At 72.4% G+C, this 22,369-nt stretch carries 17 protein-coding genes; 9 read left to right on the top strand and 8 right to left on the bottom strand.

The annotated features are described in order from the left end of the window. Positions 1-210: 210 nt before the first annotated feature. Together BJY16_RS23820 and BJY16_RS48530 are read left to right on the top strand one after the other, a co-directional pair. A complete protein-coding gene (locus BJY16_RS23820; protein ID WP_185041796.1) occupies positions 211-1,167 on the top strand; it encodes an arabinan endo-1,5-alpha-L-arabinosidase in 957 nt (318 codons plus the stop codon). A 63-nt stretch (positions 1,168-1,230) separates the two neighbouring features. Further along, complete coding sequence (locus BJY16_RS48530) at positions 1,231-2,850, top strand: methyl-accepting chemotaxis protein (RefSeq protein WP_239177967.1); 1,620 nt, start codon at positions 1,231-1,233, stop codon at positions 2,848-2,850. 96 nt (positions 2,851-2,946) lie between these two features. On the opposite strand, the gene BJY16_RS23810 is transcribed toward BJY16_RS48530, so the two are convergent. Beyond that, positions 2,947-3,498 carry a CGNR zinc finger domain-containing protein gene (locus tag BJY16_RS23810; protein ID WP_185041794.1) on the bottom strand — a complete coding sequence of 184 codons (552 nt, stop codon included), beginning with the start codon at positions 3,496-3,498 and terminating at the stop codon, positions 2,947-2,949. Between the two features lie 70 nt (positions 3,499-3,568). Here BJY16_RS23810 and BJY16_RS23805 point away from each other — a divergent pair, with 70 nt between their 5' ends. Continuing rightward, positions 3,569-4,567: an EamA family transporter gene (locus BJY16_RS23805; protein WP_185041793.1), complete on the top strand. Its 999-nt coding sequence runs from the start codon at positions 3,569-3,571 to the stop codon at positions 4,565-4,567. 1,485 nt (positions 4,568-6,052) lie between these two features. Here BJY16_RS23805 and BJY16_RS23800 read toward each other — a convergent pair. The 4 genes from BJY16_RS23800 to BJY16_RS23785 all read right to left on the bottom strand — a co-directional run bounded on the left by BJY16_RS23800 (position 6,053) and on the right by BJY16_RS23785 (position 9,664). Then, positions 6,053-6,733, bottom strand: coding sequence for a GOLPH3/VPS74 family protein (locus tag BJY16_RS23800; protein WP_185041792.1), 681 nt, complete (start codon positions 6,731-6,733; stop codon positions 6,053-6,055). A 10-nt stretch (positions 6,734-6,743) separates the two neighbouring features. Then, complete coding sequence (locus BJY16_RS23795) at positions 6,744-7,733, bottom strand: acetamidase/formamidase family protein (RefSeq protein ID WP_185041791.1); 990 nt, start codon at positions 7,731-7,733, stop codon at positions 6,744-6,746. Continuing rightward, complete coding sequence (locus BJY16_RS23790) at positions 7,726-9,135, bottom strand: APC family permease (RefSeq protein WP_185041790.1); 1,410 nt, start codon at positions 9,133-9,135, stop codon at positions 7,726-7,728. The genes BJY16_RS23795 and BJY16_RS23790 overlap by 8 nt, the downstream gene beginning before the upstream one ends. A 190-nt stretch (positions 9,136-9,325) precedes the next feature. Then, positions 9,326-9,664 (bottom strand): hypothetical protein, encoded by a 339-nt coding sequence (locus BJY16_RS23785; RefSeq protein ID WP_185041789.1) that lies wholly within the window; start codon positions 9,662-9,664, stop codon positions 9,326-9,328. A 326-nt stretch (positions 9,665-9,990) separates the two neighbouring features. Between BJY16_RS23785 and BJY16_RS23780 the strand changes: the two genes are divergently transcribed. The 3 genes from BJY16_RS23780 (at position 9,991) to BJY16_RS23770 (ending at position 14,040) form a co-directional block, all read left to right on the top strand. Continuing rightward, positions 9,991-10,761 (top strand): MBL fold metallo-hydrolase, encoded by a 771-nt coding sequence (locus BJY16_RS23780; RefSeq protein ID WP_185041788.1) that lies wholly within the window; start codon positions 9,991-9,993, stop codon positions 10,759-10,761. A gap of 139 nt (positions 10,762-10,900) precedes the next feature. Next, positions 10,901-13,246, top strand: coding sequence for a hypothetical protein (locus tag BJY16_RS23775; RefSeq protein ID WP_185041787.1), 2,346 nt, complete (start codon positions 10,901-10,903; stop codon positions 13,244-13,246). Positions 13,247-13,308: 62 nt separating this feature from the next. Further along, a complete protein-coding gene (locus tag BJY16_RS23770; protein ID WP_185041786.1) occupies positions 13,309-14,040 on the top strand; it encodes a hypothetical protein in 732 nt (243 codons plus the stop codon). 3 nt (positions 14,041-14,043) lie between these two features. Here the strand turns inward: BJY16_RS23770 and BJY16_RS23765 are convergent, their stop codons facing one another. After that, on the bottom strand, positions 14,044-14,952 hold the full coding sequence (locus tag BJY16_RS23765) for an AraC family transcriptional regulator (protein ID WP_185046626.1): 909 nt from the start codon (positions 14,950-14,952) through the stop codon (positions 14,044-14,046). Between the two features lie 77 nt (positions 14,953-15,029). Between BJY16_RS23765 and BJY16_RS23760 the strand changes: the two genes are divergently transcribed. Beyond that, positions 15,030-16,022: a zinc-dependent alcohol dehydrogenase family protein gene (locus BJY16_RS23760; RefSeq protein ID WP_185041785.1), complete on the top strand. Its 993-nt coding sequence runs from the start codon at positions 15,030-15,032 to the stop codon at positions 16,020-16,022. Between the two features lie 72 nt (positions 16,023-16,094). On the opposite strand, the gene BJY16_RS23755 is transcribed toward BJY16_RS23760, so the two are convergent. Continuing rightward, complete coding sequence (locus BJY16_RS23755; protein ID WP_203759322.1) at positions 16,095-18,020, bottom strand: GMC family oxidoreductase N-terminal domain-containing protein; 1,926 nt, start codon at positions 18,018-18,020, stop codon at positions 16,095-16,097. A 78-nt stretch (positions 18,021-18,098) separates the two neighbouring features. Here BJY16_RS23755 and BJY16_RS23750 point away from each other — a divergent pair, with 78 nt between their 5' ends. Both BJY16_RS23750 and BJY16_RS23745 read left to right on the top strand, forming a co-directional pair. Further along, positions 18,099-18,773, top strand: a complete 675-nt coding sequence (locus BJY16_RS23750; protein ID WP_185041784.1) for a hypothetical protein — start codon at positions 18,099-18,101, stop codon at positions 18,771-18,773. 76 nt (positions 18,774-18,849) lie between these two features. After that, a complete protein-coding gene (locus BJY16_RS23745) occupies positions 18,850-20,451 on the top strand; it encodes an IS1182 family transposase (RefSeq protein ID WP_185041783.1) in 1,602 nt (533 codons plus the stop codon). A 153-nt stretch (positions 20,452-20,604) separates the two neighbouring features. On the opposite strand, the gene BJY16_RS23740 is transcribed toward BJY16_RS23745, so the two are convergent. Then, a complete protein-coding gene (locus BJY16_RS23740; RefSeq protein WP_239176796.1) occupies positions 20,605-22,338 on the bottom strand; it encodes a hypothetical protein in 1,734 nt (577 codons plus the stop codon). Between the last annotated feature and the right edge of the window lie 31 nt (positions 22,339-22,369).

Below are 22,369 nucleotides of genomic sequence, written 5' to 3'. Positions count from 1 at the left end.
TGGGAGACGCCCGGGCCAGGCCGGTTAAGAATCCTTTGTGTTAGCGCTGCGCAGGCGCTCCACCTGCTTCTTGACTTGTCAAATGTGATCGTTAACATACATGTCATCGAATTGACTTCGATGACTGTGCGGCCGCGCTGACCCCGTCCCCCACGGCGGCCCCGATTCCCCGATCGGGGCCGCCACCCCCTCAACGGAAGGCGAATCCCCGTGAAGTCTCGCTTCCTGCTGCTGGCGGTGGCCCTGCTCGCCCTGACCCCGCAACCGGCCGTCGCCGCGGCCTATCCGAACCCCGGCGTGGTGACCGGTTCGACCGGGGCGCACGACCCGTCGATCGTCAAACGGCCCGGTGGCGGCTACCTCATGGCCACCACCGGCGACGGCATCACGCTGAAGACCTCGGCCGACCGGACCGCCTTCGCCGACGCCGGCAAGGCCTTCCCGAACGGGACCCCGTGGGCCAGCGCCTACACCGGTGGCAGCGCCACCCTGTGGGCCCCGGACCTCTCCTACCACGGCGGGAAATACCTGATGTATTACGCCGCGTCGACCTTCGGCTCCAGCAAGTCGGCGATCTTCATGGCGGCCAGCACCACCGGCGCGGCCGGCACCTGGACCGATTACGGCAAGGTGATCGAGTCGACCAGCAGCAGCAACTGGAACGCGATCGATCCGAACCTGACCGTCACCGCCTCCGGCGAGTGGTGGCTGACCTTCGGCTCCTTCTGGTCCGGGATCAAGATGGTGAAGCTGAACCCGTCGACCGGCAAGCGCGCCGACAGCACCGTCCACAACGTCGCCGAGCGGTTCGTGAACAGCAAGTCGGTCGAGGCGCCGTTCGTCTTCCGGCACGGCGGCTACTACTACCTGTTCATGTCGTTCGACTTCTGCTGCCGGGGCGCGTCCAGCACCTACCGCACCATGGTGGCCCGGTCGACGTCGATCACCGGGCCCTACCGCGACCGGGCCGGGACGCCGGCCACGGCCGGCGGCGGCACCGAGATCCTGGCGACGCACGGCAGCGTGTACGGCCCCGGGCATCCGGCGGTCTTCACCGACAGTGACGCGGACGTGCTGGTCTACCACTACTACACCTCGTCCGGCGCGGCGAGACTCGGCATCAACCTGCTCGGCTGGGACTCGTCCGGCTGGCCGTACGTGTACTGAGTTTTGCCGGACCGCTCGGTCCGAGCGCGGGACCGAGCGGTCCGGACACCGATGGTCCGTAACGTGCCAGTAGTGCGGTTCCTCACCAATTTCAAGATCGGTGTGCGCCTCGGCATCGCGTTCACCGGCATCTGCCTGTGCATGTTCGCCGCGATCGGGATCGGCCTGCAGGGCGGGCGGAGCGCGCGTGCCGCCACCCGCGACCTGGCCGCCGCCGACGAGGTGAGCCAGACCGCGCTGGTGGCCAAGTTCCGCACCGCGGACTTCGCCGGCTGGCAGACCGGTTACGCGTTCGACACCCTGCGCGGGGTGGCCGGCGCCACCGACGACACGGTCGGCCAGCGCAAGGAGTTCCTCGCCTCGACCAGCGCCTTCCGCGACGACCTGGCGCACCTGACCGCGCAGCCGCTGGCCGGCGCGGAACGGTCGCTGGTCGACGCGATCGGGCAGTCGTTCGAGCAGTTCATGGCGGTCGACCAGCGGATCGTCGCGGGCTACCGGACCGGGACCCGAGCCGGGATCGCGCAGGCCAACGAACTCGCCTCCGGGGAGTCGCTGGAATGGATGGGCAAGATCATCGGCTCGGTGGACCAGCTGGTCGAGCTGACCGGCAAGCGGGCCCAGGCCGCGCGGGGCGAGGCCGACGACGCGGCCGCCACCGCGCAACGGTTCATGATCATGGCCGGGCTGCTCTGCCTGGTGCTGACCGTGCTGGTCGCGGTGGTGGTGACCCGCAGCATCACCCGGCCGCTCGCCGGGACGGTGGCGGCGCTCAAGACGGTGGCCGAAAAGGATCTCAGCGTCCGGGTGCCCGACCAGGGCCGCGACGAGCTGGGCTCGATGGGCCGGGCGATGAACCGGACCCTGGATGTGCTCCGGACGGCGTTCGCCACGCTGAACGAGAACAGCCACACGCTCGCCGCCGCCGCCACCGAACTGACCGCCACCTCGGCCCGGATCGCGGACGCCGCCGACACCGCGTCCGGCCAGTCCGACATGGTCGCCTCGTCGGCCGAGGAGGTCACCCGCAGCGTGCAGACCGTGGCGGCCGGCACCGAGGAGATGACCGCCGCGATCCGGGAGATCGCCGACGGCGCCTCGCGGGCCGCCGGAGTGGCCGCCACCGGCGTCGACAGCGTCCGCGCCGCCACCGACACGATCAGCAGGCTGGGCCGGTCCAGCGCGGAGATCAGCGGCGTGATCAACCTGATCACCACGATCGCCGAGCAGACCAACCTGCTCGCCCTGAACGCCACCATCGAAGCGGCCCGCGCCGGCGAACTGGGCAAAGGCTTCGCCGTGGTGGCCGGCGAGGTGAAGGACCTGGCCCAGGCCACCGCCCGGGCCACCGTCGACATCGACGCCCGGGTGCAGGCCATCCAGTCCGACACCGAGGCCGCGATCGAGGCGATCAACCGGATCGCGGAGATCATCAACGAGGTCAACGAGCACTCGACGACGATCGCGGCGGCCGTCGAGGAGCAGACCGCGACCACCGCCGAGATGAGCCGGAACGTGGTGGAGGCGGCGACCGGTTCCGGTCAGATCGCGGTCGGCATCACCGGGGTGGCGACTGCGGCGCAGGACACGGCGCACGGAGTGAGCGAGTCACGGCAGACCGCCGAGCAGCTGTCCCGGATGTCCCACGAGCTGGAGGAACTGGTCGGCCAGTTCCGCCTCTGACCGCGGGGCCTCGCGGGCCGGCCGGAACGGGGCTCCGGTCGTACCGAAACAAAGACCGAGACGTGCCGGCGATGTCGCGGCAGCGGGGATGGTTTGTCAGGAATCGGCCTTGCGGGCGCGGAAGGCGATCATGTTCATCCGGTTGCCGCAGCGGACCGAGCAGAAGCGCTTGGAGCCGTTGCGGGACAGGTCGACGAAGCGGCCGGTGCAGTCGTCAGCCGCGCAGACCCGCAGCCGGCCGGTCTCGTTCATCCGGATCACGTCGATCAGGGCGAGCGCGGCCTCCACCCGGATCCGCTCGGCCAGCGGCGCGTCCGGCTCGGTGGCGTGCATGTGCCAGTCCGACCCGTCGTGCCGGGTCAGATAGGGCAGCGCGTGCGCCTCCCGGAGCATCCGGTTCACCGCGTCGACCGCCTCGTCACGCCCGAGCGTCCAGATCTCCCGGATCTGCTCGCGGGCCTCGCGCACCTCGCGCAGCTCGGTCTCGTCCCGGTCGATGCGGCCGGAGAACACGTTGACCCGCAGCAGTCGCTCCAGGTCAGCGACGGTGGCCAACTCGTCCCGGCCGGAGCGGGAGGCAGTCGCGGCGGTGTTCGCCAGCACCACGGCGAACTCCAGCGCCTCCTCCGTGTCAGGGGCAAACAGCAATTTGACTCCTCACTCCACCCGGCCTAGCGTCAGCGGTATACCGAATTTAGCCCATGACAGAGGAGTCGCCGTGAAGCTCACGCCGCAGTCCGCCGGGCTGGTCGCCGCGGTCGTCTCGGCCGCCTCGTTCGGCACGTCCGGGGCATTCGTCAAACCACTGCTGGAGGCCGGCTGGTCCCCCGCCGCCGCGGTCACCGCCCGGGCGTTCAGCGGCGGGCTCCTGCTGCTGCCGTTCGTGCTGGTCGCCCTGCACGGCCGCTGGGACACCCTGTGGCGAGCCCGCTGGCGGCTGCTCGGCATGGGCCTGATCGCCGTCGCCTTCACCCAGCTGGCCTACTTCGCCGCGATCCGCCGGGTGCCGGTCTCCACCGCCCTGCTGATCGAGTACCTGGCGCCGCTGCTCCTGGTCCTCTGGGCGTGGGCCACCACCCGGCGTCCGCCCCGCCCGGCCGTGCTGCTCGGCTCCCTGCTCGCCGTCGGCGGCCTGATCCTGGTGATCGGCCCGGGCGCGCTGCGCGCCGTCGACGTGCTCGGCGTCGCCCTGGCCTTCGCCGCCGCACTCGGCTGCGCCGTCTACTTCCTGGTCGCCGCCCGCCCCGCCGACGGCCTCCCGCCGGTCGCCCTGGCCGGCGTCGGCCTGCTGCTCGGCGGCGCCACCCTCGGCCTGCTCGGGCTGGCCGGCCGCGCCGCCGCCGGGCTCGGCTTCGCCAACCCGGTCCCGATGACCGCCACCTTCGGCGACGTCACGCTGCTCGGAGCGTCCACCCCGTGGTGGGTGCCGCTGGCCGTGGTCGCCGTCTTCGGCACCGCCATCGCGTACGCCTCGGGCATCTTCGGCTCCAGCCGCCTCGGCTCCCGGCTGGCCTCCTTCGTCGGCCTGCTGGAGGTCATCTTCGCGTCGATCTTCGCCTGGCTGGTCGTCGGCGAACACCTCACCTTCCTCCAGATCACCGGCGGCGCCCTGATCCTGGCCGGCATCGCCACCATCCCGGCCGAAGCCCCCGCGGTCACGATCGAACCCGCCCGCGAGCCGGAGGTCCCGTCGGTCCCCACCGCGTCCCAGCCCTGATCCACGTCGGGCCGCTCCGTTCAGCCCTGATCTACCTCGGGCCGCCCCATCCCAGCCCGGATCCACCTCGGGCCGCCCCATCCCAGCCCGGATCCACCTCGGGCGGCTCCATTCCGGCCCGGATCCACCTCCGGCCGCTCCGTCCCAGCCCGGATCCACCTCCGGCCGCTCCATCCCAGCCCGGATCCACCTCCGGCCGCTCCATCCCAGCCCGTTTCCGCGTCCCGGGCACCCCGGTCCAGCCCGCCCCTCTGTCCGGGTCCGCCGCCCGTCCAGGCACGCTCCGCGTCCGGGTCCGCTGTCCCTTTCGGTCAGCCGTTTGCGGTACGCCCTCTGCGTGCCGCGCAGCCCTGGCCGCCCTCGGGGCGCCGGCCGTGACGGGGCCTCGATCGGACCGGCCCTCCGGCACCCACGCCGGCAGCGGCCCGGCTGACGGCATGCGGTCCGCAATCGGCTGCAGCTGGATGATCCTCAGGGGCGACTCCGGTAGTCGATCCAGGGCAGCCGATGAGCTCGGCGGCGCGTTGTCCACATCAGCGCGTTGTCCACAGGCTGGCCGCGGGAGAGGCCGCTCTCGCGCCACACTGTCTTCGGGGCGGCCCCCCTGAGGGGCGGGCGGGGACTGCAAAGTTGGCCGGGCTGAGCCCACACCGAATTGACCAGCGGAGCCGGGCACCCCGAGAGTCAGCAGAGGTTGGCGACGCGGGCGCGCCCGAACCCGCAGTTCCGCGCAGGCGCGCCCGAACCCCGCAGCTCCGCGCAGGCGCGCCCGAACCCCGCAGCTCCGCGCAGGCGCGCCCGAACCCCGCAGCTCCGCGCGCGAGTGGACACCGAAGCCGTGCGACCGAGCGGCCGGCTGGTCGTGAGGGGTCTCTCAGGACCTGCGAGACACCCGTGAGAGCCAGCCGGGGCCTGGCGGCGCGGCCGGAGTCTGAGCGCGGGGGTTCGTCGCGCGGGGTGGAGGTGCGGACGCGGTTGGGCGACCTGGACCGGCGGCGGGCCCGCATGAGTCGCGCTGCGGTCCGGGGTGGAAGGGGCCTCGCGCAGGGGTGCGGACGGGGCAGTCATCCGTACCGGGAATGGGGTTGAAGTGGGTATTGCGCGCGGACCGCGAGCACAAGCAGGCCGCACGCGGTGCGGGCGGGCCGTTAGCAGAGGCGGACCCGCAGGCGGCATGACCCGGACCAGACGCGGCATGGGGGCGAGCCGTCAGCGGAGGCGGACCGGAGGCGGCATGACGCGGACCGGACGCGGCGTAGGGTGAGCCGCCAGCGGAAGCGCGCCGGACGCGGCATGACGCGAACCGGACACGGCATAGGGCGAGCCGCCAGCGGAAGCGCGCCGGACGCGGCATGACGCGAACCGGACACGGCATAGGGCGAGCCGCCAGCCGAAGCGGAACAGGCGCGGTTTGGGCGGGCCGTGCGCGGACGGGGTGTGGCCGCGGCGGGGTGCGGGTGGGGATTACGGATGCTGGTGCGGGGGCTACATCATGGCGGAGGTGGCCATGTCTTGGATGACCTTGAGGACGGCCGCGGCGACGGCTGGGGCTTCGCCGACCGGGTGGCCGGCGGCGTTCTCCGGGAGGTCTCGGACGACTCGCTGGAGCAGCGGCTCCACCTCCGAGCGGGTGCCGCGGACCAGGACCGCGTGCAGGCCCAGGGCGGAGACCAGGGTGCACAGGCTGTCGGCTTCCGGGGACGGGCCGTCGCGGCCCTCCATGCGGTAGCCGACTCGGGCGCGGGCCCGGACCGCGATGCCCTCGTGGGCGATCGCGTAGTCGCGGCCCTTGCGCCAGCGGCGGGGCGGGCCCTCGACGATCACGCCCTTGTGGACCAGGGCGGCGGTGGTGCGTTCGTAGAGACCGGCGGAGGCGGCGCGGATCAGGGCCGGCAGGGCCGGGCCGGGCGCGGTCTCCATGATCAGGGCGAGGACGTCGTCGGTGATCGGGTCGCCGGTGGAGGCACGCTGGTACCAGTCCGGGCGCAGCGACCCGGACTCGACCGTCACCCGCTGAGCGATCAGCAGGTCCATCACCGTCGCGCCGGCCAGGCCGGCGGACAGGGCCGGCAGATGCAGGTGGGGCCGCATCTGCCGGGTTTCGTCGTGAGCCAGCAGGTAGAACTGCTCACGGACGAGGGTCGGGTCGAGTCCGGGACGCCACATAGTCCTTCTGTCAGCCGTTCCGCAGGCGCTCGTGGACACCGCTGTAGGCGGCGACCCCGGGCAGGTACTTCTTGTCGATGCCGGCGCTCATCACGTATTGCGGGTCGACGACGTTGCCGGCCCGGGCGCTGGTGGTCTGGGACACTAGCTGGTAGGCATCGAGCAAGTCCAGTCCGGTCAGTTCGGCGACGTGCCGGACCAGGTCGTCCTGGCTGATCCGGAAGGCGTCCTCGAGCGGCCGGGCCGCGCCCAGCGACACCAGCTGGGTGTCGGTCTCCAGGCGCGGGGTGCCGGTCGGCACCCCGGAGATCACGTCGACCCGGATGGTGACGTCCATCGCCACCTCGACCGCGACGCCGCACACCTCGCCGTCACCCTGCCGGGCGTGGCCGTCGCCGAGGGCGAGCAGCCCGCCCGGGACGTTGACTCCGAGGTAGAGGGTGGCGCCCGGGCCGAGCAGCGGGGTGTCCAGGTTGCCGCCGTGCACGTCCGGCACGATGGTCTGGCGCACCTCGTGGGCGGCCGGGGCGACGCCGACCGTGCCGAGCATCGGGGCGAGCGGCAGGTCGACCGTGAAGTCGCTGTTCCGGGCCTGGAAGCGGACCGTCTCGGCGGCCAGGTCGATGTCGTAGAGCCAGACCCGCTCCTCGAGCGGGGCCTGCAGGGTCCGGGTGTACCCGGTCGAGGTGAGCGCCCCGAAGTGCGGGAAGGTCGAGGAGATGCCGACCGGGGAGGCCGGGGTCAGCGACACCACGTGCACCGCGAGGGTGTCGCCCGGTTCCGCTCCCTCGACGTGGAGCGGGCCGGTGACCGGGTTCAGGTACGGGAACTCGCACACCTGGCTGGGCAGGTCGTTCACCGAGCGCACCTTGCCGCCGAAGCAGTCCAGGGTGCGCAGGGTGAGCGTGTCGCCCGGCTTGACCGAGGCGATCGCCTCCCGCCCGCCGAAGGTGTAGCCGTACTGACCGGGGTCGGCCGGCAGGTGCAGTGGCTCAGACATTCTCCACCGTCCGGGGGCTGGTCAGCGGCTCGTCGTCGCCGGGCACCTCGGGCAGGGTCGGCTTGCGGCCGGTGGCCAGCAGCACCACCAGCACGACGGCGCCGACCGCGAGCCAGATCAGGCCGACGGTCTGGGCGAGCAGGTTGCCGTTCCAGATCACCGCGATCAGCACGACCGCACCGAGCACCGGGACGATCAGGTTGCTCAGCGGGCTGCCCTGCCGGCCGTTCTTGAACCACTCCCACATCACGCAGACGTGCAGCACGATGAAGGCGATCATGGCGCCGAAGTTCACCATCGCGCTCATCAGCGTGATGCCGTCGTCGCGGCTGGCCATCCAGAGGCCGATGCCGAGCGAGATCGCCGCGGTGGTGAGGATGGCGTTGGTCGGCACCGAACGGGTCAGCGACACCCGGGAGAGGAACTTGGGCAGCTGCCCGTCCCGGGACATCGCCATCAGCAGGCGGCTGGTGGCCACCTGGGCGACCATGTTGTTCGCGATACCCCAGGCGAGCGCGGTGGCCAGCGCGGTCAGCTTGGCGAGCCAGGCGCCGCCGGCCACCTCGGCCGCGTCGTAGAAGGCGGAGCCGGACGGGTCACCGTTGGCGATCAGGCCGTCCGGGTCCGGCACCAGCAGCGCCGCGACGTAGGTCTGCGCGACGAACAGGGCGGCCACCACGATCAGCGACAGGTACATGGCGCGGCGGATGGTCCGGGCGCCGTCCGCGGCGTCCTCGGCGAGCAGGCCGAGCGCGTCGAAGCCGAGGTAGGACAGCATGCCGATGGAGACGCCGCTGAGCACCAGCGTCCAGGTGAAGCTGGTGCTGCCGTTGTAGAACGGGTCGAGGCTGAAGCCGTGGCCCTTGCCGTCCGCGATCGCCTTCAGGCCGAAGATCAGGAAGATCACCAGGATGACCAGCTCGGCGGCGAGGAACAGCCAGTTGAGCAGCTTGGTGGTCTTGATGCCGAGCACGTTCGTCACGGTGTTCACCAGGACGAAGATGATCACCCAGGCCCAGACCGGGACGCTGGTCACGATCGAGTTCATCGCGGCGCCGGCGACCAGCGACAGCAGCAGCGGGATGCAGACGTAGTCGAGCAGGATGGCCCAGCCGGTGAGGAAGCCGACGGCGGGCGCGATGGCCCGGCCGGCGTAGCCGTAGACCGAGCCGGCCACCGGGTACTTCTTGACCATGACGCCGTACGACGACGCGGTCAGGATCATCGCGGCGGCGCCCACCACGTAGGCCAGCGCGACCATGCCACCGCTGGCCTGGAACACGCTGCCGAAGATCCCGAACGGCGCGATCACCACCATGAAGACCAGCCCGTACGCGATCAGGTCGCGAATCCGCAACTCGCGCCGCAGTTGCTGCTGGTAGCCGAATCTATCGATGGACATGCGGCAGTGTCACCCTCTCCCCTAGCGAGGTGCGCGCGCGGCGGACCCCGCTGCGGGCACGGCGAATTACCGCTCGGGCCAGAGTTGCCTGAGCGGGCATAGCGTCCTACGTGGATCAACGCAGAGCGACGCTAGTAAATACCTTGATCACGATGGGATGCAAGGTCACTCCGCAAGGTTCCTAAGAGATTTACAAGCTGCGGCGCCGCCAGGGCCAGCGGGCCGGCCGCCGGTACAGTTCGTCGAGCCGGTCGTCGACCACGGTACGCACCCCGGCCAGCGCGATCATCAGCATCTCGCGCAGCCCGGCGCAGGTGCGGCAGTCGGCGCGCTCGCACTCCTGGCGGTGCTCCAGCGCGGTCATCACCAGGCGCTGGGCGAGCATGCCGGAGACGTGGGCCCGCTGCGCCCAGGCCGGGCGCTCGTCGATGCCGGCGCGCCAGCGGTCCACGTCTCCCTCGGTCACGCCGTAGAGCTCGGCGGCCTTGCTGACCTGGGCCAGCGAATTCTGCACATCGGCCTCGGCCACCGGCGCACCCCCGTGCCGTCGCAGTGATGGGTGCGAAGCATATCGTCCGGTCGACATATATCGAAGTAGTCGGACGGTCAGGCCGGGATGATGCGCCGGCGCTGGTTGGCCAGGCCGAGGTCGGGCCACGATCCGGAAGTAGCCACCTCCGCTGTCCTGGAACGTCCAGACGTGGTCGGCGGAGCCGACCGGTTGGAGGCGGCGGCCACGGTCAGGAGCGTACGACGGTGCAACCTGATCATCGTAAACTTGAATACGTCTCTGTAAGCAAAAAGATCAGTCAACTGACGGATGCGCGGCGCCGCTCGACCGCGCAGGGTCGGGGCATGAAAGACGTACGGGTGACGCATGTCGGCGGGCCGACCACCCTGATCGAGATCGGCCAGTGGCGGATCCTCACCGACCCGACGTTCGACCCGCCCGGGCGCCGGTACTCGTTCGGCTGGGGTACCAGCTCGCGCAAGCAGGCCGGGCCGGCGCTCACCCCCGAGGAGATCGGGCCGGTCGACGCGGTGCTACTGAGCCACGACCATCACGCGGACAACCTGGATGATCGCGGCAAGGCACTCCTTCAGGAGGCGCCGGTCGTGATCACCACGGCGGCGGGGGCGCGCCGGGTGGGCGGGCACGGCCTGCGCGAGTGGGAGACCTTCACCCTGACCCACCCCGACAAGTCGGAGATCACGCTGACCGCCACCCCGTGCCGGCACGGCCCGGTACTCAGCCGGCCGATCGTCGGCCAGGTGATCGGTTTCGCCCTCGCCTGGCCCGGCCAGGAGCACGGCGTCCTCTGGGTCACCGGCGACACCGTGCTCTTCGACGGGGTGCGCGAGGTGCCGCGCCGACTGACGGTCGACACCGTGGTGCTGCACCTGGGCGCGGTGCGGTTCCCGATCACCGGCGGCCTGCACTACAGCCTCACCGCCACCGACGCGGTCGAGCTGTGCCGGCTGGTCCGGCCGCGCACCATCATCCCGGTGCACTACGAGGGCTGGTCGCACTTCAGCCAGGGCCGCGACGCGGTGGAGCGGGCCTTCGCCGGGGCACCGGACGGCCTCGGCGAGCGGCTGCACTGGCTGCCGCTCGCGACGTCATAGTTATCGACAGCTTTCTATTGCCTATATCGATCCTGGTCGCTACGTTGTGCCGAGTTGCGGCTGGATCGCGGGGGCGGCCAGATCGGTCTTCACGCAGTGTTTCCTGCCTCGCGCGCCGCGGAGGAACCAGGAGGAACACGTGCGTAGACACAGAATCTTCACCGGCGCCGCGCTGTCCGCTGCGGTGCTGACCATGACGGTGCTGGGCGCCGGCAGCGTCGCCTCCGCGGCGCCGCCGGGCGCCGGGACCGAGCCCGAATGCGAGGTGCCGCCGGACTGGTCGTCCTGTGTCCAGGTGGTCGCCCGGCTGGACCGGGCGCCGGCCGTCGGGGCCACCGCGCAGCTCACCGTCGAGGTGAAGGCACTGGTCGACGTGACCGGCGCGCGGATCGAGGCGGATCTGCCGGCCGCGCTCGACTGGCAGAGCACGCCGGCCGGCTGGCAGCTGACCGACCTCGGCCCGCTGCTGCCCGAGGACGGCGCCGGCGTGCGGCGCGCCTCCCGGACCGTGGATCTCAAGGCCGGGAAGACCCAGCGCTACAAGGCGAAGGTGCGCGGCGCCGCGGCGGCGTCCACCTCGCTGCGGGCCCGGGTGACCGGGCCGGCCGCCTCGCCGCTGGACGACGACGAGAACATGCTGCTGCTCAGCGTCGGCGCGACCGCCGCCGAGTCGCACCTCGGCCTGGACCCGGAGCGCAACTCGGACGCGCTGGAGACGCTGCCGGACGCGATGCCGCTCGTCCCGGCCAGCCCGCACCTGCCGTTCCAGCCGGTGCCGGCCGACGGCCTGCCCGAGCCGCACAGCGACGACCCGCCGCCGAGCGGGGCCAGCATCCAGGCGCTGACCTGCGTCACCGGCACGGTCGGCTACGAGGCGCCGGCCGGCACCGGGCACCCGTCGCCGAACATCCAGGTGCAGGCCTGGGACTACGACTCGATCGGCAGCGACGACCTGCTGGCGGTGGCGCTCGCCAACGGATCGGGTGGCTACCAGCTCTGCTTCGACAACAGCACCGACGTGTCCGGCGGGCAGGACGTCTACGTCAAGGTGGTCGCCGAGAACGGCCTGTGGCGGGTCAGCGACGAGGGCTTCCTCGGGGTCCGCGACGTCTACGACTTCAACTCGGCGCGCAAGGACAACCTGGCGAACGGCCGGACCGTCGACTACGGCCGGCTGGCGCCCGCGGACCAGGCGCTGCACCGGGTGCTGCACGCCTTCGACCAGGCCAACGACGCTCAGGAGTGGACGCCCGGCGAGTGCTGGGACGCCCGGGACACCGGCGACTGCCGCCGGATGGAGATCGTCTACCCGGACGACGACGACAACGACAACAGCCGCTACTCGCAGAACGACCGGACCGTCCGGCTGGAGCCGGCCACGCCCGACGACCGCACCGACGCGGTGCACGAGTACGGCCACGCGGTGATGGGCGACCTCTACGAGGACAACTGGCCGGAGCACCCGAACTGCAGCCCGCACGCGATGAACCGGGCCAGCTCGCCGGGCTGCGCCTGGACCGAGGGCTTCGCCAACTGGTACCCGATGGCGATCTACCACGACGACGAGTACCGCGGCTGGCACGTCGAGGACACCTCGGACTACGCGCCGGGCGACAGCACCGAGGGCCGGGTCACCGGCTCGCTCTGGGACCTGATCGACGCGGCCGACGACGGCTGGGACACCTGGCAGGAGGACGGGAAGAACGCCATCTGGGACACCATGCTGGACCGGCGCTCCACCACGTTCCGGGAGTTCTGGACGAACCGCGGGCTGGAGGGGCACAACGTCGGCGACGGCCCGGCCGGGGCGCTCTTCCAGAACGGGATCGACTACGGCTTCCGGTTCGGCCTGGCCGACGGGACGGCGCTGACCCGGCCCACCCCGGAGACCCCGAACAATTTCCGGTACGAGACCCAGTACGCGTACTGGTCGGTGGTGGCCCTGCGCCCGCCCGCGAACGTCGACTACGACCTGGACCTCTACGATGACTCGGCGCTGCAGCAGCAGCTCGCGTCCAGCGTGCTGCCGGGCGACACGATCGACTTCGTCGCGGTGGACAGCGGCCGGCGCCCGCTGGGCGACTACTACCCGGTGGTCCGCCGCCCGTCCAGCTCCACCGGCACCGGCGACTACCGGATCGAGCTGGCCGCCACCGCCCGGCTGCTGGTCGGCAGCGCCACCCAGGCGATGAACGGGGCGAACGACGTGGTCGCGGTCTGGGACTACTGCCCGAGCGCCGCCGCCACCACGACCATCACGGTCACCCCGTCGGACCCCGGTCAGGACGCCGAGCTGTTCCTGCTCAAGTCCGACCCGGCCAACCCGGCCAGCTGGGCGATCGGCCGCTACCAGGCCGCCGCCGAATCGGTCGGCAACGGCCCCGGCCAGCCCGAGTCGATCACCTTCGACCAGCAGGAGGGCTGCTACGGGGTGGTCCTGATCAACCGGGCCGGGTCGGGCACCTACACGGTGGCCCAGTCCTGAGACCGGCACCCAAGATCCGGCGGCCCGGGAACCCCGGGCCGCCGGGCGCCGTCCAACCCGGCATGCGGATCTCTGTGCTCGCCGTGCTGCTGCTCGCCGGGATGGCCGCCTGCGGTGGCCGGGCCGCGCCGGACGACCTGCCGGCCGACCCGGACGTCCTGGTGCTCCAGGTGGCGGAGCAGCGGAGCATCCCGCACCCGTGGGACCTCGGACCGCTGCCGGAGTTCTCGCTCTACGGCAGCGGGCGGGTCATCGTCCCGGCCGGAGGCAGCGCCGCGCTGCGCTCCGCCCGGGAGTTCCAGCTCTCCCCGGACGCCTTCCGGGACGTGGTCGACCGCGCCTACGAGGCCCGCCTCGACCGGGGCGAGGAGATCGCCGACGAGCCGCACACCGACGCGTCGCTGCTGGTCATCACCCTGGCCACGGCGGACGGCGTGCGGACCACCCGGGTCGTCGCGCCGGACGCGGGCGGCGGCGACCGTTCCCGGATCGAGTCCTTCGTCCGCGCCCTGCCCGCCGCCCCGGCGGACGCGGCCGCCTACCGGCCACCGGCGGTCGCGCTGCTCGCGGTCGCCGGCGCCGGGTCCGAGCCGCCGGTACGCCCCTGGCCCGGCACACCCCTCGACCAGGGCGTCCGCACCCAGCAGGGACGCTGCACGGTCGCCGGCGACGCCGCCCCGCTGGCCGGGCTGCCGCAGGACGCGTCCCGGTGGAGCAGCGGCGGCAAGATCTACACGGTGCTGGCCCGCCCGCTGCTGCCCGGCGAGCACGGCTGCCCGGACCTGGACCGCTGACCCTCAGGCGCCGGATCGGCGGATCCGATAACCGCCCGGGGCGATCCCGGCCTCGCGCTTGAACGCCTTGGCGAAGGCGAACTCGTTCGCGTAGCCGCTGCGGGCCGCCACCACCCGCAGCGGCAGGTCGCCGGCGGCCAGCAGCCGGCGCGCCAGGGTCATCCGCCACCAGGTCAGATAGGTCAGCGGCGGCTGGCCCACCACGGCGCTGAACCGGCGGGCGAAGGCCGCCCGGGACAACCCGGCCACCGCGCCCAGCTCGCGCACCGTCCACGGGCGGGCCGGGTCCTCGTGCACGGCGTGCAGCGCGGCGGCCAGGCCCGGGTCCGCGAGCGCGGCGGCCCAGCCGGTCGCAGTCCGCCCGGCGTCGGCGCGCAGCCAGGCCCGGACGATGTAGAGCAACAGCGTGTCCAGCAGCGCCGGGACCACCGCGGCCGCGCCCGGCCCGCCGTCGGACAGCTCGCCGGCGAGCAGCCCGACGGCCGCGTCCAGCGCCGGGTCGCCGGCCGGCACGTGCACCACCTCGGGCAGGCCGGTGAGCAGCGGATGCGCCTGGGACCGGCGCAGCCGGTAGGCCCCGCACATCAGCTGGACCCCGGCGGCGCCGCGGTCCGGCCCGGCGGCCACGGTCCAGCGGCCGTCCGGCAGCGGGCGCACCTCGGCGAGCGGGCTGTCCGGATGGTCGGCGAGGGCGTGGCCGTGCCCGTGCGGCAGGAACACCACGTCGCCGGGGCCGAGCGCGATCGGCGCCGCGGCGACCGGGAGCAGCCAGGCCGCGCCGTCCAGCACGACGTGGAAGCCGGCGCCGTCGGACGCCCCGAACCGCAACCCCCACGGCGCGACCTTGAGCGTGCGCGAGGCGTGCGGCACCCCGGTGCGCATCGCGGTGATCGCGTCGCTGAGCACGTCCACCCCGCCGAGACTATCGGACATGTCAGCGAGACCGCACGGCATGGATCGTCTCACCGGGCGGACCTAGCGTCGGATCCATGAGCGAGATGGCACGTGTCGTCCGGTTCGACGAGCTGGGCGGCCCCGAGGTACTGAAGATCGACGAGTTGCCGGTGACCGCACCCGGGCTCGGCGAGGTCGCCATCAGGGTGGAGGCGGTCGCACTGAACCGGGCCGAGGCGCTGTTCCGGTCCGGCGGCTACTACTACCAGCCGGCGCTGCCCGGGTCCCGGCTCGGTTACGAGGCGGCCGGCGTGGTCACCGCGACCGGGCCCGGCGTGACCGCCTTCGCCGCCGGGGACCCGGTGCTGGCCGGGCCGGGGATCGAGATGAGCGCGCAGGGGGTGCACGCCGACCGGATCGTGCTGCCGGCCACGTCGGTGCTGCGCCGGCCGGGCGGGCTGGACGCGGTCCGCGGCGCGGCGGCCTGGGTGGCCTACTCGACCGCCTACGGCGGGTTGCTGGAGACCGGCGGGCTGCGGCCCGGCGACCACGTGCTGATCACCGCGGCGTCGAGCGGGGTGGGCCTGGCCGCGCTGCAGGTGGCCGCCCGGACCGGGGCGATCCCGATCGCGGTGACCCGGAGCGCGGCGAAGGCCGGGGTGCTGCGGGCCAACGGGGCCGCCGAGGTCATCGTGGACGGCGCCGAGGACGTACCGGAGACCGCCCGCGAGCTGACCGGAGGAACCGGCGTCGCGCTGATCTTCGATCCGGTCGGCGGGCCGGGGCTGGCCGCGCTCGGCGCGGCGGCGGCCGAGAACGGCACCGTGGTGGTCTACGGCTGGCTCGGCGGGGCCGGCATGACGCTGCCGCTGAACTGGCCGCTGACCGTGCGCGGCTACGCGAACCCGCAGCTCTCGGCGACCCCGGACGGCCGCCGCCGGATGTGGCACCACCTGGACGCCGGGGTGCGTGACGGCAGTCTGCGCCCGGTCGTCGCGGAGGTCTTCGACGGGCTGGACCGGATCGGCGACGCGCACCGGCTGATGGAGACGAACACCCACGCCGGCAAGATCGTCGTCACCGTCTAGGTCCGCGGGCACCGCTTGGGGTACGGGGTGAGCGCTCACCCCGTACCCCAAGCGGATCTTGATCCTGATCTGTCAGCGAGCGGCCTCGCTGATGTGCTCGGCGGTGCGTGACGCCAGCGCCATGATCGTGATCATCGGGTTGGTGCCGGACGCGGTCGGGAACGCCGAGGCGTCACCGATCCACACGCCGGGGGTGTCGTGCAGCTCGCCGCGCGGGTCCGCGACGCTGGTCGCCGGGTCGTCACCCATCCGGCAACTGCCCATCTGGTGCGCGGAGAAGAGCACCGCCCCGCCGGCCCGCAGCGGGATCTCCCGCGCCCGCGCGATGTACGCCTCCAGGTCCTCGCCGGACTCGGCCTCCCAGGGCGGCAGGCCGTGCCCGAGCACCCGGATCCCGCGCGCCCCGGCCGCGTGGTGCAGCCGGATCTCCGCCTCGATGGCCCGCTGGGTGTTGCGCCGGTCCAGCTCGTCGTCGATCGAGTACCACGCGGTGGTCCCGCCGCCGTCGTCGTCGGCGGTGACCCGGCCGTGCCCGCGGTCCCGGACCAGGCCGATGAACGAGACGTAGTTCCGGTAGTCGGCCATCGCCCGCTTGTGCTCGGCGCCGGTGGTGAACGGCACCGCCGACGCGCCCAGCCCGGTGGTGTACTGCACGCTCTCCATCAGGAAGCCGTAGCCGTCCTCGACCGCGGCGAACTCGTCGACCAGCGCCGCCTGCGGCGGACCGGACCAGCCCTGCATGTCCGTGCCGTAGTCGCCGAGAGTGACCGTGCACGGGTGCAGCCGCAGGTACTGCCCGGCGGCCGGGCCGCCGATCCCGGACCGCAGCAGCACCCCCGGCGAGTCCAGCGAGCCGGCCGCCACCACCACGGTCGGCGCGACCACCCGGACGGTGCCGGACCGCGAACCGTCCTCGCTGGTCCAGTGGCCGGCCACGCCGGCCGCCCGGCCGTTCTCCGTGAAGATCCGGTCGACCCGGCAGCCGTCGACCACCCGGGCGCCGTGCTCGGTGACCGCCGGCTCCAGGTAGACCTTGAGCGTCGACCGTTTCGCCCCGGACGGGTCGCCGAACCCGAGGTGCCCGGCGAGCAGCGTGTCGTGCCGTTTCTCGTCCCAGTTGCGGAACGCGGTGGCGAACGACCAGCCGAGCGCCTCGGCGCCGCGGTGCATCGCCTCGTGCGCGCGGTTGAACTCGGAGCAGCGGTCGGTCACCGACAGCTCCTGCCAGACCCGGTCCAGGTGCTTGTCGTAGGCCGGGGTGGCCAGGTCGGTCAGGCCGTGCTCGGCCCACTGCCGGCGGACCCGGTCGGTGGTCCGGATGCAGTTCGTCCAGTTGATCACGGTGCCGCCGCCGAGGCCGGACCCGGCCATCAGCGTGACGTTCAGGTCGCCGGTCGGGGCCGGGCCGCCGCGCCGGTACGATTTCCGGTACGCCAGCAGCTCCAGCTGCTGGAAGTCGGCCTCGGTGCGGTACCGCCCGGCCTCCAGCACCACCACCCGGGCGCCGGTCGCGGCGAGCCGGCCGGCGATCAGGCCACCGCCCGCCCCGGAACCGACCACCACGACGTCGGCCCGCAGATCCAGGTCGCCGTCCGGGCGCAGCGGGACGATGGCCGGCGGGTCGGCCTGCGGGACCGGGCCGGCCGGGCCGGGATAGCCGAACCGGGTCCAGTTCGGATTGGTGCCGTGCGCGTCGGTCAGGCCGTAGTGCAGCAGCAGGATCGCCGCGGTCAGCGGGGCGACCGCGTCCGCCACGGCGGCCAGGATCTGCTCGCGCTGCGCCTGCGCGGCGGTCAGGAAGCCCTGCCCGGCGAGGGCGTCCAGCAGGCCGGCGATCAGCGGCAGCTGCTCGGGCGGCAGGGTGGCCAGCAGCGCCTGGTCGACCCCGAGGTCGGTGGCGCGGCGCGCCCAGAAGCCGTCGGCGTCGTCGGGATGGTCGATCGAGGGGACTACGGTGTCGCAGAGCAGCCGCAACACGGTCATCTGGTCCGGAGTCACGGGGCGGTCCTCCTTCTTCTGCACTGGAGAAGGCTGGGATGGCCATCAATCTAACCCACCGTCCTGCGAGGAGACCCGATGCCGGAACTCGTCCTTCCGCACCTCGAGCGGCAGCCGATCACCCTGCTCCGGGAGCCGGTCGAGGTGCGCGGCCCGGGCGAGCCGGCCGGCCCGGCGGAACTGTCCGGGCGGCTGTTCCTGGGCGGCCCGCTGGCCGTCCCGCTCGGCCCGGGCGACCTGGACGACGACGGGCGTATGTTCCTGGCCGCCGAGGCGGGCGCGTTCGACTACCGGCTGACCCATCTGGCGCTGACGGTGACCGGTGACGACGACGCGCCGTTCGCCTCGGTCACCCTGGGCGTCGCGCTGACCTGTGACGACGGTGAGGCGGTGGCCTGGTCGATGGCGCCGGACCGGGTCACCGACACCGCGCAGCTCACCGACCGGTTCCGGTTCGGGCCGCAGCTGAGCCTGCTCGGGGTGGAGGCGTCGCTCGGGTCGGTGGAGCGGACCCGGGTGCGGCAGGGCTCGGAGCCGCTGGTCGAGGCACTGCGGCCGCTGCGCGCCGACCCGGCATGGATCATCCGGCGGGGGCGGCACACGCCGGTCGCCGGGGCGTACCGGTTCGTCATGGTGGTGCGCAGCCCGGCCGGCGCCGCGGTCCGCACCGGGATCACGGTCACCGCCCGCGTCCGCCGCCGGCGCCTGTTCGGTTATCGCACCGGCGAGCCGGTGACGGTCGACCTCGGCTAGGTGACTGGTGTTAAACGCTGGTTTGTCACTCGCGTAATGGATATAGCTTTGCTTCTATTTTAGATAGTTTGCTGGGATGACGTTGGGTAGGGCGTCGCAGCAGTCAGGCCTTGCCGACCCGATCAGCCGGTTCTGCGGGGACGTTCTCGCCCCTAACTCGATCTTCGTGTTCCTGCACGAGCATCGGGACCGGCTGTTCCCGGACGGCCTGTTCGCTGACCTGTTCGCGCAGGTCGGGCGGCGGTCGGTGCCGCCGTCGGTGGTCGCGACGGTGATGGTGCTGCAGCGTCTGGAAGGGTTGTCGGATCGGGAAGCGGTCGACCGGTTCACCTTCGATGCCCGCTGGCGGTACGCGGCCGGGGTCGGTGACTGGGACACCGGCCGGGTCGGGTTCGTGCACACGGTGCTGGTCGACATGCGCGAACGGCTACGCCGCTCGCCGCGTCCGGACCGGATCTTCGAGGTGGCGCTCGCCGCGGCCCGCCAGGCGGGGCTGTTGGGCCGGCGCCGGGTCCTGGACTCGACACCGTTGTATGACGCAGTTGCCACGATGGACACGATCACGCTGCTCCGCTCGGCGATCCGCGGCCTGCTCACCGCCGCCGGCCGTGACCTGGCCGCTGAGCTACGCAGTCTGCTGACCAGCGGCGACGACTACACCAGCACCGGGAAACCGGTGGTGGATTGGGACGACAAGACCGCCCGGGAAGCGGTGATCGATTCCCGGGCCCGGGACGGCTATGCGCTACTCGCCGCTCTTGACGGCCGTGAAGAACTTCCGGCACCAGTCGCTGAGGCGATGACGTTGCTGGCCACCGTGCTGGGTCAGGATCTGGAAACCGGCGACGACGGCAGGCTGCGGATCGCCCGCAAAGTCGCCGCCGACCGGGTGATCTCCACTGTTGACCCGCAGGCCCGGCACGGCCACAAAACCCAGCACCACGGCTTCGACGGCTACAAAGCCCACCTCGCCATCGACCCGGACAGCGAGATCATCACCGCCACCCAGGTCACCGCGGGCAACACCGGCGACGCCGCAGCCGCCCCGAACCTGATCACCGACCTCACCAGCGCACCCGCCGACGACTGCGACACCACACCGGCCGGTGACCCAGCGGTCTACGGCGACAGCGCCTACGGCGCCGGCGAAGTCCTCGCACTGCTGCACCACGCCGAGATCGACATCAAAACCAAGGTCCAAGCCCCGGTCGCCCCCGGCGGCAAATTCACCAAGGACCAGTTCACCGTCAACCTCGACAACGCCACGGTGACCTGCCCGAACCAGGTCACCACCACGATCCGCCCGATCACCGGCCATGACCGGCACGCCGGCCAAGCCGACTTCGGCGCCGCCTGCACCGACTGCCCGCTACGCCCGCAATGCACCACAGCGAAAACCGGCCGGCACATCACCATCAGCCGCTGGGAAACCCACCTGGCCGCCGCCCGCACCCGACAGACCGACCCCGCCTGGAAAGCCGACTACCAAGCCACCCGACCCAAAGTCGAACGCAAGATCGCCCACCTGATGCGCCGCCGCCACGGCGGACGCCACGCCCGCATGCGCGGACTCCACCGCGTCGCCGCCGACTTCACCCTCCTAGCAGCCGCCACCAACCTCGCCCGCCTCGCCGCCCTCGGCCTCACCCACCAACTCCAAGGCTGGGCCCTCACCTGACAGTCGGAACCCACCGCTCACCAGCAACTCTCCAACCCGCCAACAGGACAAACCCCGACCCACAACCACCGCTCAACAACAACGCGGGCCGATCAAGACTCTGATCAACCCGCGTTTAACACCAGTCACCTAGGGCGTGTCTCGTGACCCGCCCTAGCGGCGCCAGGCCTCGCGGAGATTGACGAGCAGGACCAGGACGGCGGCGAAGAAGAAGGCGAAGTTGACCACGTAGCGGCCGTCGAACCAGAGCAGCGCCAGGGTGGCCAGCAGGGCGCCGGCCAGGACCAGGCGCAGCAGCACGGCGAGCAGTTTCTCGCGGACCAGGCCCTCGACCACGAGCAGCAGCAGGAGCAGGATCAGCGCGGTCTGCTTGCCGGCGATCGGCAGCGGCGACACCAGCGCGCCGATCGCCCACAGGATCAGCGGCGTGCTCAGCACCGCCCACCAGGACCGGGCCCGGCCGAGGAAGCCGGTCGCGCTCTCCATCGGCAGCCGCCGGTGCATCAGGTGCGCGTGCGGATCCTCGGCGACCGGTCCGGCGGTCGCGGTCCGCTGCTGCTCGTCGGCCAGCCGGGTGCGTTCCATCCGCAGGGCGAGCAGCCGCTGCTCGGCGGCGGCCAGGGCACGCACCTCGGGCGCGGCCGCCGGCAGGCCGGCCGCGGCCACCGCCAGGTCGTCGCGGAGGGTGTCGATCTCGCGGTCCAGGGCCGCCAGCCGGTCGTTGTTCCGTTTGGTACGGATCTCGACGAGCCGTTGCCCGGCGGCCGGGTTCGGCACCACCTTGGCCAGGCCGGCCCAGCCCACCGGGTCGGACCAGGCCGGCCGCACGATCCCGTCCCGGGAGTAGCGCGGACCGGCCGGCCCGCGTTCCCCGCCGAGCCGGTCCCGGGTGTCCCGGCCCCACAGCCCGCGGAAGTCGCGCACCCACGGCGTGTCGTCGCCGATCAGCACCGGGTGCCAGCCCTCGTCCTGGCCGGGCCCGATCGCCCGGCCGTCGCCGCGGGCGTAGTCGACGTACGGGATCCCCAGCGTCCGCCGGTCCTCCGCGGACCAGGGCGCGAGCAGCCGCGCCGACCAGCGCAGCGCGGTGACCAGGCCGCGCAGTTTCGGCGGCTTCACCGTGATCAGGTAGTCGCCGGGCAGGTACGCCCCGGAGTGCGAGCCGGCCCCGACGAACACCACCGGATGCCGGTCCTCGGCCAGCGTCAGGTCCGGGTCGTCCCAGCGGCGCCGCAGGTCGTCGCCGACCTCGTCGTGCGCGGAGAACACCACCCAGCGGGCCGGCGGCAGCCCGTCCCGGTCGGTCACCCCGGTCCCGTCCAGGTAGACGGTGACCTGCTCCCAGTCGCCCTCGTGCTCGTTGACCCCGCCGAACGCCGACCGCCAGTTGTTGAAGCTGTAGAAGAACCAGTACTGGCAGACGATCCACGGGTCGTCGCGCAGCACCCGGCCGTAGTAGGTGGGCCGGTGCGGTTCCAGATGGTCACGCTGCAGCAGGAAGGAGTGGGCCGCGCTGCCGCCCGGCAGGCTGCCCCGGAACAGCAGCGAGAACCGGTTCAGCGCGTCGACCAGCCGGGCGGTCAGCCCGACCGAGGCGAGCCGGCTGGCCCGGGGCAGATGCGGCGGGCGCTCCCGCAGCGGGATGTGCGCCAGGTGCTTCTCGGTCCCGCTGATCCCGGACAGCGCGCCGGTGCCGGCCGCCGCGAGCTTCTCCAGGGTCAGGTCGCCGGCCTCGGCCACCCGGACCGGGCCGGTGCCGGGCACCGAACGCCACAGGCCGGCCCGGCTGACGTAGCGCTCGACGGAGACCGGGTAGAACCACTCGCCCTCGGTGAACCGGGCCACCGGCTCGTACGCCCGCAGCAGGATCAGGTCGTCCTCGCTCACCAAGCTTCAGTCCCTCCCCCACGACCTGTGC

It is taken from the genome of Actinoplanes octamycinicus (assembly GCF_014205225.1).
Lineage (GTDB): Bacteria > Actinomycetota > Actinomycetes > Mycobacteriales > Micromonosporaceae > Actinoplanes > Actinoplanes octamycinicus.
This window is presented reverse-complemented; position numbering and strand designations above follow the sequence as displayed.